Below are 12,935 nucleotides of genomic sequence, written 5' to 3'. Positions count from 1 at the left end.
ATATATAATGCACTTCCTCAGTTAAAGACATACTTTAACTGAAAGTTGCAATATATGCAAAAGCCCAGGTGGCGGAATTGGTAGACGCGCATGGTTCAGGTCCATGTGCCAGCAATGGTGTGGAAGTTCGAGTCTTCTCCTGGGCACCAAGTTATTTTCTTTATCTAGTAATAGATTTCAATCTTCAAAATTTCTTTCCAAAAGCAATTCAAATAGTTTCCACTGCAGATCTTCACAAAAGCTTATAAACTTTATAATTTTTGAATATCTGTATCTTAAAGATATACTTTAACATCGGCACAATTGTTTAAAATTAATGAAAATTATTATAACGGACTAATATAGCGAGGGCTAAAGCTATAACGAAGTATACAAATATAAATAATTACATTAATTCCAACTTAAGAGAAGAGGAGGGTTCCTCGAACATGCTGAGTTGAATAAACGTATTCATAATCGGTTTTATTTATTAAAGTGTAAAAAAAATAAATACCTTTAAATCCTATACTTAATTAAGAAACCTAAATAAGCTAAATTTGCTAAGAAATAAACTTGAATAAAAGCAATTTAGTAAAAAAGTGATTACACTATTAAATCCAATTTTCTTTGCTGGAAAATACTTTTCTTTGATAATCAATAGTTATAGTCTGATGTACTAGTTGTACTGTTGACAATCCTGGCCAAAAATATATAATGCACAACTTCACAAGCACAACGATGTTGGTGAATAAGCCCAGGTGGCGGAATTGGTAGACGCGCATGGTTCAGGTCCATGTGCCAGCAATGGTGTGGAAGTTCGAGTCTTCTCCTGGGCACCAGAATTCCAAAAAAAGATATCTAATATTTAGATATCTTTTTTATTTTGTAAAACTTAAAATTACTAATAATCATTTTTTAGAGATTTGCAGATTAGCATAAAATTTGCATACTCAATCTGCATTTGACTTATTAATTCAAATATCAATTTATTTTGTATCAAATATATAAATAATTTTCAAAATAAAAAAACTATTTATGTTCCGTTGCAGGGAGCTGATTAAATGCCCATTCTTTATCCGTGCATACCCGTGCGAGTACTAAGCCTAATGGTAAAGCCAAGACAATAAGCATCGCCTGTGCTCCCCAGTTAATAGCATTAATAATATCGTTTTGCTGTAAAAAATACATAGCGCGAAACATATAAATGCCCGGTACCATAATACAAACTGCTGGTACCGATAAAGCAATACGCGGACATTTACTATGGTGGCTAAAATAAAATGCACTGATACCGACAATAAAAGCTGCTATCAAAGAAGCTGCCTGAATAGGTATATTAGTCAGGTCTATCATTTCCAGCCGTAAAGTATTGGCATACATGCCGATAAAAGCAGTCATTAAAGCAGTTTTTACCGGACTGTTAAAAAGCAGGGAAAAACCAAGTACACCAAAAAAGCTGGCAATCAGACGAAAAAAAGCTGTCCATACTGGATAGAGGTTAGGTGAGAGCATAGCTTCCGGTGCCATATGGATTCCGGCTGCAACTACCCATGCGGCAAAAGTGGCGCAAAAAATTACAGTTATGGCATAACCTACACGCTGAATACCAGATGAAAAATCCAGCTTGGCTAAGTCCAGCACTCCGGTTATCAAAGGAAAGCCGGGTATCAGAAACAGCATAGAAGCTATATAGCCGGCAGTATGCTGAATATTTACTTTCAGCAAAAGATGGCTACCGCCAATAATCAGAAAATACACACTAGAAGCTACAGCTGCTGCCAGCATGGTGACAACAAACTGATTCAGATGTTTATGTAAAAGGGTTTTTCTTAGCGCCTGACCAGAACCAGAGGCAAAAAATACACCCAGCATTTCAATCAAACCACCACCGATTAAAAAAGTAAAAGATGAGCACGCAACCGCAGCAAACAAAGCTGACTGCCGTAAACTGTATAGGGCAGGGTGATTTTCAATTTCTGACAAAGATTTATCAAGAAAGCGAATCAGCTCGCTTTCACTCATTTGCTGATAACGGGCCTGTGTTTCTATCAGCAGAGTTTCAAGTAATTGAATATTATTAGTATTAATTCCAACACCTTGAATCGTGGTAACCTCAGTTTTAAACTGTTTACCATTACGGCAGGTAGAGTTGATTTCAGTAAGCGTAATATGTGCCTGATTTTCCACACCGAGCATATAAGCAACATGACGCATTGACTGTTTAATGCGATAACTCCCGGTACCTGCTGCCAGACAAATTTTACCAACGCGTAAAACCAGATCTGATTTGATATTTAACTGAAGCTCATCAGAAGAAAGAGGCAATGACATAATATTTTTTTATAAAAATAGTAGGCAAGTATTATAACGCTTGTAAGTAGATGTTGCTTAATAAGAAATATTATTTAATTCACTTCCCGGCTACTGTAGCAAATGAATATATCCGGCTTTTCAGATTTAATTATCTTCTATTATCAAAAGCAAAATTATCAACCCATAGTAGAACCTGTTAAATCGGTTGATTTGCCGCCTTTTAATACTATTGAGAAAAAAGTAATTGATAGACGTCTTCGATATAATGAGAATATAGATAAAATAGATGAGCAAGAAAGTAACAAAATAATAAATCACTTGATAATTTGTTTTAAAAATTTATTCAGTAACACAATCAAAACTTATTGACTAATAGAAAACATGTTAAAGTTAATATACAAAACATAAATGTTAAAAAATCATCAAATATTGTATGTGGAAATACTGTAGCAGCAGTGAAAGAAGCGCAAAACTATCTATTTAATCAACTTGGGGGATCGGTAACATGATGAAAAAAATAATTGCAGCTGTTTTAGTATCAACCTTATCTGTATCTGGGTTTGCAGCTAATCGTGTAGTTTTTTCCTGTACCAATAAGCAAGGTAAAAAAGTAGAGGTAAGAGAGATTGGGCAAAATATACAGTATAGTTTTGGTCGCCCGGGACATCCTGAATTAGTTTTTAGAAATTCCAAAACACAAGCCGCAGAACAAGCAAATAAATATCTCCCTAACTATTATTATGAAGAATGGCTGGTTTTAAAAAATGGAGAATATTTATATATACCAGGAACGTTTACAAACGGCAAAATTACAAATGAGGGTGGTGTTTGGGTTCAGCGAGATGATAAAACAATATCAAGTATTATTTGTGATAAAAAGAAAAAAGATTTATATATAAATTTTGATGGTGATTAATCGGATATTAAATAAAATCTAATTTGATTTAATGACTCAATAAAAACCCACTTTTCGGAGTGGTTTTTTATAGCAAAAAAATGCCCGCAAAGTTTCGTACTTTTTATAAGCTCTATTATTCAAAGAATGCTTGAACCTACGTCTGTTTTTAAAGCATTTAAGTGTTGAAGAAAAGCTATAAATTCCCGGCTTGAAATAGATGGAACCACAATCCCCTTTTTTTAGCTGCAAAGAACTTAAAACCATACATAAATCAAGATGTTCTTAGTAGGACCATTTTGATTGAATATCAAGATGGAAGCACTATAAAAAGTGGTTAAAATTCAGAGTTAATTGTTGATACGTGTGAAATATATTTACAAGCTAGGAGGGATGGAGTTTTAACCGAAAGCCAGAAAAAATTAGCTTCAGAAGCTGAAACTCTTCAGTCTGCTTTTGCTAGAGTTGGTATTGCAGGTGTTATTGATGAGGCTACTGGATATCAAAAAGTTAGATCCAATGATGCTTTACGAGTTCTTTTATCAAGATATATTGCTGATGGTTTAAGAAAATGGGTAAAAACATTTCCTGATTCTTTTTTTATCAACTTGATAAATTGTATGGTAATGAAACGACCACTTCAAAGAAAAGACCCAGATATTATGGGGAGCTCATTAATACTTATATCTATGAACCTACTGAAAATAGGTATGTCAAAGCAGAACTGGATAAGCTAAATATACGTGATGATGGTTCATGTAAAGCTAAATTTCATCAATGGTTTACAACTGATGGTAGAGATGTTTTAATACGACAAATTGGTAAGGTAGAAGCAAGAGCGGAAATGTTTAATTCAATTGAGGAGTTTAAACGAGCTGAGAAAATTCAGAAAATCATATCAATAGCACCTTATTTATTTGATGACATGAATCAAATAATTCAATAATGAATATTAGTGCCCATTTGAAAGTTTGTTTTTTAGTATGAATAATTGAATATAAAAAATTCCTTATTTTTTGATTGTGTAACAGATTCAAGCCAGCTATGTACTGGCTTTTCTATTGGTATAAGCATTCCCAGACGATTTCACCGGCTTCATCCGTCAGTTCTTCCGGCATGCCGTTCAGGTCGGTGTGGAAGTAGTAGATGTGTTGTTCCTGATTACCGGTCCGGTCTATCCGCGCCAGCGGTTCATAGCTGCCTTCACCGGTATACAGATACAGGCTCTGCCGTTTGTCCGCACTGCTTTCCTGAATCATCTGCATCCCGTCCCACAGGAAGGTGGTGCGCTTGCATGGCTTGCCGTCACGGTCCAGCCGGTGTTTTTCAATCCGCCGGCCGAGCGCATCGTAGACGTAGCCGTAGCGTTCAGTATGGTTCAGCCGTTCGATACGCACTTCGGTCAGGCGGTGTCCGGCATCGTAATGGTAATACTGGGTACCGCCGGCGGTCTGTTTGCTGCGGGTACGTCCGTGTTCGTCGTAGCTGTATTTCAGTCCGCGGAAGCTGAGCAGCTGATTAAAGCGGATCAGGTTCTGATTGCTTTCTTCTTCACCGCGTCTTCTGTCCGGCAGGTTGGCCGCAGCATCGTACTGCAGGGTTTCCCAGTACGCTTCGTTGCGGCAGCTTTCGATGCGTCCGGTTACGTCGTAGTGGTAATCGCTCTGTCCCTGACGATTGTGTTTTTTGCTTACCAGCCGGTCCAGATTGTCGTAGCTGTAGCTGCGGTCCAGTATGATATCCGGCAGGATGCCCGCTCCCGGACGGTTGGTCTGTTTGCCGGTCAGGCGGCCGGTGCGGTCGTATTTAAAACAGGTATTCATTCTGCCCTGGCTGCGCAGGGTTTCCCGGTGCAGCAGGTCGCGCTCAATGTCGCTGATAATCTGACCGTCCAGGTTAATCTGGTGCAGATGGCCGGAACCATAATACAGTTTGTTGATGGTGCGTCCGTCCGGCAAAGTGGTGGCGATGCGGTTGCCCAGTCTGTCATACTGATGCTGCAGAACACCCTGTGCAGTGGTTTCGCTCAGCAGATTGCCCATTATGAAGTTTTATGTTTTTCTATTTATTTTGGCAAATTAGTCAGAACGGTTAGAGGAAAACTTTCCGGCTATTTTTAACTTAGAGAACTTAAATATTTATAAATTTGCTCACGAGTAACCTTAGGAAGGATTACAGCATCTTCATCCCTAAAAAAACCATATTCTTCAAGCTCAGATTTAGCATCCTGAGTAAATCTTACTATGTAATAAAAATTAAATATCATCTCAACTCCGTTTAAGTTGATATTAAAGTTCAACGCACACCCCTTTGATTTACACTCCATTTCTAATAAATCGTCATAATATTCAGGAAATATAATATTCATATTTAGTCTGTCTTTATTTTTGCTAGTTCATTAATATAATCAACCAATCTTAATTAATATTATATCTTAGATGATGAATCGAAATAAATCTGTCCTATCTCACGAACATCTTCATCATTACTTTCTAAAGCTAGATTAGCAAGCTTTTGGGATAGCTCATCGCTTATAGAATTAAACAAATACATAAATATTCCAAAGCTTTGATAATCTTGATCATCAAAGACATATTTAGAATATGACCAAATATTTTTTTTTAACCACTCTCTATCTATGGACAAAATAATATCTTGACATAACTTAGTTTTTCCATCTAAGTTTTTCATTATTTCTATAATATTTGGTAGTAAACTAACTTTTATTTCTTCTGGTAATTGCTTAATAATATATAATAAAGATGCATTTATATCACCTGTTAAATTTTTTTTTATTAATTTTACTATGTTAGGACATTTTGATAATAAAAATATATTATTTAATAAGTTATTTTGTAATTTTATACATTCATCAAAAAGAATTTGCATTTGATTTGATTTACACATTTTATTTTTTTCCAATATATTCCCAAGGTAAGGAATAATATAATTCAATAAAAGTTTCAGGCTTCATTGGTTTTGTCGGATATATTGTTGCATGACCAGGTGACATTGTTCCACCTACATCTTGGCCATCAAATTTGACAGCTAACCCATCAGGTAAAGTAGTTCCTTCTGGGAGTTTGTGGTAATTTCCAGTTAATGGTAGTTGTTCTGGGGTTTTAAATATTGAAGCACCGCCTTGATTTGGTATAATTAATCCATTTTTGTCTAAATATAAATCTGCTTTTTGTCCAGGCTTTAAATTGTACCCATCAATTCTAGGTGCTCTCGGCTTTGATTTATTGCCTATAGCATATAAATTTGAATTTGTAATACAACTTAAACCATATGGATCCACCCAAATCAGCGCATTTGGCGCATACTGATATAGATTATAGCCACCAGCCAACCCAATCGGATCAGGCTGAATAAAGCGACCTGTATCCGGATCGTAGTACCTAAAAGTATTGTAGTGCAGTCCGGTTTCTCTGTCCAAATACTGTCCCTGATACCTCAGGTTCTGTTGTATCTCTCTATGGGCAATCTCCTGTACCGGTTTGCCCCACAGCTGGTATGAGCATTCCCACACAATTTCACCGGCTTCATCCGTCAGCTCCTCCGGCAAGCCGTTCAGGTCGGTATGGAAGTAGTAGATGTGCTCTTGCTGATTGCCTGTCCGGTCTATCCGCGCCAGCGGTTCATAGCTGCCTTCATCAGTATACAGATACAGGCTCTGCCGTTTGTCCGCGCTGCTTTCCTGAATCATCTGCATCCTGTTCCACAGGAAGGTGGTGCGGTTGCATGGCTTGCCGTCACGGTCCAGCCGGTGTTTTTCAATCCGCCGGCCGAGGGCTTCGTAGCTGTAGCCATAACCGTAGCGTTCAGTATGCCAATACGCACTTCTGTTAGCCGGTATTCGGCATGGTAATGATAATACTGGGTACCGCAGGCAGTCTGTTTGCTGCGGGCATGCCTATGCGGTATGAGTTTGGTTTGAAGGTGGTAATAAACAGATTACTACCTGTTTTTAAAGCTAAAATTTATTATTTCAGCATTGTTTTTCTGATGTTGCCAACACTTACATTTTTATTATTAATTACAATTTAATTTTTTATTCAAAAATTCCTTCTTCTAAAAATCCTTCTTTTTTTAATATTGCTATTCTTTCACGATCTTTTTCAGTAAGTTCTAATTTTTTGAATTTTTCTAATAATTCACGCCCTTTTTCAGAAAGCTTAAATTTTTTTAAATATATTGGTATTGCTCGTTCTGGCGGCAACAAAATACTTTTAGGATCTTTAAACCAAATGTTTAATGATTCATCTGGAAAAGGAATATTCGGATTCTTAAATTCATCTTCACTTGGATCATAATCATCATCATCTTCTTCTGTTTTGGTAATCATTGATAAAAATTGATCAAAGGAATCTGCTACAAATTTTAAATTGGTATTTTGTTCCAGGTATCCGTTTATTACCTTCATATCAAAATACAAATCATTGACTTCATGATCCCAATGATAAATTTTGCCATTCGGATCTAAACAAAGTAAATCTCCATAATTCACAGTTGCTATAGCAATATGCTTTTCAGGTATTCTATTCAGATACGCATAGTTTGTAGCAATTAAATCTTCATCTTCTTTTTTTGAGAAGCCTAAAATAACTTCGAGCGGTAATTCTTCCCCTTCACAGTCAATACCATAACAAAATTCCATGTTATAAAAATCAATCACGTTATATTGTTTTAAAAAATTAATATAAGAACTGTGTGATTTTTTTTTCAATTTTAATTTCGAAATCAGTTTATCAATATCTTCGGGTACTGTATATTTTGATTGAAACATTTTATTTCCTTTAAGGTTTATCCATGAATAAGTTCTGATGCACCGCCTGTATGAGGAAAGTTTTTATGTAATTCAGCATCAAGAAGTATCAATGTCTCTTTATCAACATGGTGTCACACTTTTCCTGGCGGAGCTTTATCACCTTTGTATCCAATCATTTCGTTTGCAATTCTGTTATCGTGTTTCCTATTGCCATTAAATTCTTTTGAACTTGCTACTTTTCTGCATATGGGCTGAAATCTGGATTACCATATTTATCATGCGTTACCGCCCGACCTTTATGGTCGTAGTAAGTAGTAGATCCATCTGGATGATGTGTTGTTCTGGAATGATCTATTCTATATTCTTGTTCTTTGCGGAAGCTGAGCAGCTGATTAAAGCGGATCAGGTTTTAGCTGCTATTTTCTTTACTGTGTCTTTATATAATGACATCTATGCGAATATAGCACTATCCAAGTTTATACTAATAAAAATTAAAATTATCTTAATTAAATATCTTTATTCATGTATATTGCCGATTTTATTATTAATCCAGAAAATCATCTTCTTCAAGATAATAAATCACAGCCTCTATTAAATCGTCTTCCGAGGCATTAGGGTGATGTTCCAGTTTATTGTCAATAATTGCCAAAAATGTTGCGTACTCCAGCCAGGCTAGATATTTATCTTCCTGTTCTTCCATATCATCATCTTCATCTCTCGTTTCAGAAAGATAATAGTTGGCTGATTCAATGCATTTTTTCGTATGATCAAAATTTGAATCAACAAAAATATAACATGCCTTATAATAAGAAATATTTTTAGAAATTTTCAATAAATCAGTAAATCCTGTTGCAGTCTTCATATTTGCCTCACTTTTATCTACATGTTGTTCCGCCACCCCATTTTTTACGGCCACCAGAACCATCGGGATGATGAATTTTATGATAAGTTTTATGGTCTTTATAATCAACAAGACTCAATACACCTTCTTCATTCTCATGATGCCATGTTAACCCTGGTGGAGAGTCACCACGAAATTTACCTTTTGAGTTTGGTTGTACATGTTCAACAACTCCCGGATATTTGGTTTGCATTTCTCTTCTAAAAGCAGGATCCTGTTGTAATCGTTCATAAATAGACTGATTTCCTCGCCTAAAGTGCTCTCCATCAGAAAGACTGTATTCTGATGGATCTAAAGTGTGCTGATGAAATACATGGTATTTTCCTAATTCTCGTTCTCCTTCTCCTGCGTACCAGCCCAACGGATCAATCCACATAAACGCATTTGGCGCATACTGATACAGATTATAGCCACCCAGCAATCCAATCGGATCAGGCTGAGTAAAGCGGCCTGTATCCGGATCGTAGTACCTGAAAGTATTGTAGTGCAGTCCGGTTTCTCTGTCTAAATACTGTCCCTGATACCTCAGGTTCTGTTGTATCTCTCTATGAGCAGTCTCCTGTACCGGTTTGCCCCACAGCTGGTATGAGCATTCCCAGACGATTTCACCGGCTTCATCCGTCAGCTCCTCCGGCATGCCGTTCAGGTCGGTATGGAAGTAGTAGATGTGTTGTTCCTGATTACCGGTTCTGTCTATCCGCGCCAGCGGTTCATAGCTGCCTTCACCGGTATACAGATACAGGCTCTGCCGTTTGTCCGCACTGCTTTCCTGAATCATCTGCAGTCCGTCCCACAGGAAGGTGGTGCGCTTGCATGGCTTGCCGTCACGGTCCAGCCGGTGTCCGGCATCGTAATGGTAATACTGGGTACCGCTGGCGGTCTGTTTGCTGCGGGTACGTCCGTGTTCGTCGTAGCTGTATTTCAGTCCGCGGAAGCTGAGCAGCTGATTAAAGCGGATCAGGTTCTGATTGCTTTCTTCTTCACCGCGTCTTCTGTCCGGCAGGTTGGCCGCAGCATCGTACTGCAGGATTTCCCAGTACGCTTCGCTGCGGCAGCTTTCGATGCGTCCGGTTACGTCGTAGTGGTAATCGCTCTGTCCCTGACGATTGTGTTTTTTGCTTACCAGCCGGTCCAGATTGTCGTAGCTGTAGCTGCGGTCCAGTATGATATTCGGCAGGATGCCCGCTCCCGGACGGCTGGTCTGTTTGCCGGTCAGGCGGCCGGTGCGGTCGTATTTAAAACTGGTATTCATTCTGCCCTGGCTGCGCAGGGTTTCCCGGTGCAGCAGGTCGCGCTCAATGTCGCTGATAATCCGGCCGTCCAGGTTAATCTGGTGCAGATGGCCGGAACCATAATACAGTTTGTTGATGGTACGCCCGTCCGGCAGGGTGGCGCCAATAAGCTGGCTGGCAGCGTTGTACTAGAAATATGTGATAATTTCAATGTTTGTCAACAAGTACAAAATATGCTCTTATTTTATTTCTATAAATAAGGTGGGCCGGGTGCCCACCTCTGCAGTAAATCAAAAAGCTATAATGGATTATTGGAGAAACTATACGTTTTTATATAGTCGATTATCCAAAGAAAAAATACATAAAATTATCTACAAACAATTTAGAAGAAAGATTTTTGTTTAATTCTTCTTCAATTCTTAATAAATATTCAGGTTTGTGATTAAAATCATCATCGGCTACATCACCGCCAAATTCAATCTCTTCCACCTCAATAAGTTTTGAATAAATATTCAAAAAATCACTTAATGAGTCAGTTAATTTATACATCTTCATCTGTACACTACCATAAACAGGAGATTTAATGTCAGATGAATCACATAACAACACATCACCATCACGGTCAGCAAATATAATATAGCTATCTTTCCATTCTGGATCATTATCCCAGCCATCAAGGATATTTTTCAATTGATTTTTTTCGATAATATCAATGGATAAATCGCCTCCAAAAATTGGTCCATCTTCAAGTATCATATGATCATAAAAATATAGAATCTCACCAGTTAATGGAAGGTCAATTTTATCAGCTTTTAATTTCGTATTAGAATACTTCATTATCCCCAAACTTGAATTACTATTTTGAAATATTTCTACAAATTTACGTAAAGCATCATCGATAAGCATACATTTTCATCTTCAGTATTTATTTTGAACGCATATTGAATAAAATAACATCAGTAAAGGTTGATTTCTTTCTTGGCTTTATTCTGACAGATATGTATCCAAGAGCTGTTTATCAAACGATTTGTTGCCTATAATTCTTTTTCTTTTGCTAAACACTGATTCCATGTCTTTATCTGATAAAGACATATTATGTTTTTTGATTATGTATAAAATTATCAAAAAAGGATAAGCATAATAGTCTGGAAATAATATGATATCTTTTACAGCTTCAGGCTTTAACTCAATAAGATTCATAGCTCTTGGCAAATAAATATCTCTCACCTTAGTATAAATCCATTCACAAGTCTTTTTTCTTTCTTCTTCATTTCTGGGTAAATCTACAGTACCACCGAAATTCGGAGCGAATGATTTAAAACTACTCTCCATTGAAGTATTCATTGCATAAACGATGCCTTCAGGTAAGTTTGATCTGTAAGGTGGATTTATTTTATTAAAAAAATCAATTAATTCTGGAGAATCAACACTCGTGCAGAGGCAGTAGCCTCGGGCATTATTCAAGAAATCGAAACATATGTAACCACTTGCTTCATTATCTTTTGTTTTTTTTATGGATATTTCCTTTTTTAAACACTTGATATTTGAAGCACATACAAGGTTTGTCTTTAAATAATTATACAACTCATTTTCAAACAATTTTCTTAATTCAGCTGTCACCGACATTTTTTACTCCTTAATATTTTAATACATGGAAAGTTGCATCACGCACTGTACCACGTTTACCTACATATTCTGTTTTCTTTTTATTTCCAGTAGCAACTTCAAATTCACCTTTAGTTCCCTTTGATGGAATAATTGTTCCTCCGCCGATACCACTGGCAGTATTCGATGGGCTATTCATATCATATACACCAGCTTTACTTTGATTTTCAGTTAAGCCACTATTTCCATGTTTAGCTTCAAAGACATGATATTTTTTATGTTTATCCTTAGCTACAAAATCCGCTCTTATTCTAATTCCATTAACTTTTATTGTTAATTCCTCAGCAACAATTTTATATCCATTACGTTCAATGTCATGCTTCGCTTTACTTCTACCACGATCTCCACTGAAATGACATTTAGAACGAAGACCAAGCGGATCAATCCACATTAGCGCATTTGGCGCATACTGATAAAGATTGAGTCCGCCGGCTAATCCAATCGGGTCAGGCTGGGTAAAGCGGCCTGTATCCGGATCATAGTACCTGAAAGTATTGTAGTGCAGTCCGGTTTCTCTGTCCAAATACTGTCCCTGATACCGCAGATTCTGCTGTATCTGTGTATGAGCAATCTCCTGTACCGGTTTGCCCCACAGCTGATATGAGCATTCCCACACAATTTCACCGGCTTCATCCGTCAGCTCCTCCGGCATGCCGTTCAGGTCGGTATGGAAGTAGTAGATGTGTTGTTCCTGATTACCGTTTCTGTCTATCCGCGCCAGCGGTTCATAGCTGCCTTCATCGGTATACAGATACAGGCTCTGCCGTTTGTCCGCGCCGCTTTCCTGAATCATCTGCATCCCGTCCCACAGGAAGGTGGTGCGGTTGCATGGCTTGCCGTCACGGTCCAGCCGGTGTTTTTCAATCCGCCGGCCGAGGGCATCGTAGACGTAGCCGTAGCGTTCAGTATGGTTCAGCCGTTCGATACGCACTTCGGTTAGCCGGTGTCCGGCATCGTAATGGTAATACTGGGTACCGCCGGCGGTCTGTTTGCTGCGGGTACGTCCGTGTTCGTCGTAGCTGTATTTCAGTCCGCGGAAGCTGAGCAGCTGATTAAAGCGGATCAGGTTCTGATTGCTTTCTTCTTCGCCGCGTCTTCTGTCCAGCAGGTTGGCCGCAGCATCGTACTGCAGGGTTTCCCAGTACGCTTCGCTGCGGCAGCTTTCGATGCGTCCGGTCA

14 protein-coding genes, 2 tRNA genes and 2 pseudogenes are annotated in these 12,935 nt (G+C 38.0%); 6 read left to right on the top strand and 12 right to left on the bottom strand.

All coding sequences use genetic code 11. The features are described 5' to 3' along the window. Positions 1-62: 62 nt before the first annotated feature. Positions 63-149, top strand: a tRNA-Leu gene (locus GYY70_RS06400). Positions 150-731: 582 nt separating this feature from the next. Beyond that, positions 732-818, top strand: a tRNA-Leu gene (locus GYY70_RS06395). Positions 819-1,008: 190 nt separating this feature from the next. On the opposite strand, the gene GYY70_RS06390 is transcribed toward GYY70_RS06395, so the two are convergent. After that, positions 1,009-2,310: a threonine/serine exporter ThrE family protein gene (locus tag GYY70_RS06390; RefSeq protein WP_174831711.1), complete on the bottom strand. Its 1,302-nt coding sequence runs from the start codon at positions 2,308-2,310 to the stop codon at positions 1,009-1,011. A 487-nt stretch (positions 2,311-2,797) separates the two neighbouring features. Between GYY70_RS06390 and GYY70_RS06385 the strand changes: the two genes are divergently transcribed. Then, positions 2,798-3,208: a hypothetical protein gene (locus GYY70_RS06385; protein WP_174831709.1), complete on the top strand. Its 411-nt coding sequence runs from the start codon at positions 2,798-2,800 to the stop codon at positions 3,206-3,208. A 586-nt stretch (positions 3,209-3,794) separates the two neighbouring features. After that, positions 3,795-4,133 (top strand): annotated as a pseudogene (locus GYY70_RS06380) (P63C domain-containing protein); the annotation flags it as partial. Positions 4,134-4,245: 112 nt separating this feature from the next. Here GYY70_RS06380 and GYY70_RS06375 read toward each other — a convergent pair. The 4 genes from GYY70_RS06375 to GYY70_RS06360 all read right to left on the bottom strand — a co-directional run bounded on the left by GYY70_RS06375 (position 4,246) and on the right by GYY70_RS06360 (position 6,755). Next, the gene (locus tag GYY70_RS06375) at positions 4,246-5,229 is read right to left on the bottom strand and encodes an RHS domain-containing protein (RefSeq protein ID WP_174831707.1); all 984 of its coding nucleotides are present in this window, start codon (positions 5,227-5,229) and stop codon (positions 4,246-4,248) included. 74 nt (positions 5,230-5,303) lie between these two features. Further along, complete coding sequence (locus GYY70_RS06370; protein WP_174831706.1) at positions 5,304-5,555, bottom strand: hypothetical protein; 252 nt, start codon at positions 5,553-5,555, stop codon at positions 5,304-5,306. 59 nt (positions 5,556-5,614) lie between these two features. Beyond that, positions 5,615-6,109, bottom strand: coding sequence for a hypothetical protein (locus GYY70_RS06365; protein ID WP_174831704.1), 495 nt, complete (start codon positions 6,107-6,109; stop codon positions 5,615-5,617). Continuing rightward, positions 6,096-6,755, bottom strand: a complete 660-nt coding sequence (locus tag GYY70_RS06360) for an RHS repeat-associated core domain-containing protein (protein WP_202984451.1) — start codon at positions 6,753-6,755, stop codon at positions 6,096-6,098. The genes GYY70_RS06365 and GYY70_RS06360 overlap by 14 nt, the downstream gene beginning before the upstream one ends. A 15-nt stretch (positions 6,756-6,770) precedes the next feature. On the opposite strand from GYY70_RS06360, the gene GYY70_RS11995 reads away from it, so the two are divergent. After that, a complete protein-coding gene (locus GYY70_RS11995) occupies positions 6,771-7,058 on the top strand; it encodes a hypothetical protein (protein WP_202984450.1) in 288 nt (95 codons plus the stop codon). A gap of 183 nt (positions 7,059-7,241) precedes the next feature. Here GYY70_RS11995 and GYY70_RS06355 read toward each other — a convergent pair whose 3' ends face one another. The 4 genes and pseudogenes from GYY70_RS06355 to GYY70_RS11940 form a co-directional block, all read right to left on the bottom strand. Next, entirely contained in the window at positions 7,242-7,976 is a 735-nt protein-coding gene (locus GYY70_RS06355) for an SMI1/KNR4 family protein (protein ID WP_174831702.1), read from the bottom strand. A gap of 17 nt (positions 7,977-7,993) precedes the next feature. Then, a pseudogene (locus tag GYY70_RS12350) lies at positions 7,994-8,077 on the bottom strand (hypothetical protein); the annotation flags it as partial. A gap of 425 nt (positions 8,078-8,502) precedes the next feature. After that, positions 8,503-8,874 carry a hypothetical protein gene (locus tag GYY70_RS06350; RefSeq protein ID WP_202984449.1) on the bottom strand — a complete coding sequence of 124 codons (372 nt, stop codon included), beginning with the start codon at positions 8,872-8,874 and terminating at the stop codon, positions 8,503-8,505. After that, a complete protein-coding gene (locus GYY70_RS11940) occupies positions 8,834-10,111 on the bottom strand; it encodes an RHS repeat-associated core domain-containing protein (protein WP_202984448.1) in 1,278 nt (425 codons plus the stop codon). Before GYY70_RS11940 ends, GYY70_RS06350 begins: the two co-directional genes overlap by 41 nt. 27 nt (positions 10,112-10,138) lie before the next feature. Between GYY70_RS11940 and GYY70_RS11990 the strand changes: the two genes are divergently transcribed. Beyond that, on the top strand, positions 10,139-10,351 hold the full coding sequence (locus GYY70_RS11990; RefSeq protein WP_174831700.1) for a hypothetical protein: 213 nt from the start codon (positions 10,139-10,141) through the stop codon (positions 10,349-10,351). Positions 10,352-10,433: 82 nt separating this feature from the next. Here the strand turns inward: GYY70_RS11990 and GYY70_RS06335 are convergent, their stop codons facing one another. The 3 genes from GYY70_RS06335 to GYY70_RS06325 form a co-directional block, all read right to left on the bottom strand. Continuing rightward, entirely contained in the window at positions 10,434-10,997 is a 564-nt protein-coding gene (locus GYY70_RS06335) for a hypothetical protein (RefSeq protein ID WP_174831698.1), read from the bottom strand. Between the two features lie 78 nt (positions 10,998-11,075). Further along, on the bottom strand, positions 11,076-11,717 hold the full coding sequence (locus GYY70_RS06330; RefSeq protein ID WP_174831696.1) for a hypothetical protein: 642 nt from the start codon (positions 11,715-11,717) through the stop codon (positions 11,076-11,078). 10 nt (positions 11,718-11,727) lie between these two features. Continuing rightward, positions 11,728-12,935, bottom strand: a 1,208-nt coding sequence (locus tag GYY70_RS06325; protein ID WP_174831694.1) for an RHS repeat domain-containing protein, incomplete at its 5' end; no start/stop codon positions are given.

Source organism: Snodgrassella sp. ESL0324, from assembly GCF_013344955.1.
GTDB classification, from domain to species: domain Bacteria; phylum Pseudomonadota; class Gammaproteobacteria; order Burkholderiales; family Neisseriaceae; genus Snodgrassella; species Snodgrassella alvi.
Note: the sequence above shows the minus strand (reverse complement) of the source record. Positions and strands in the feature narration are given on the sequence as shown.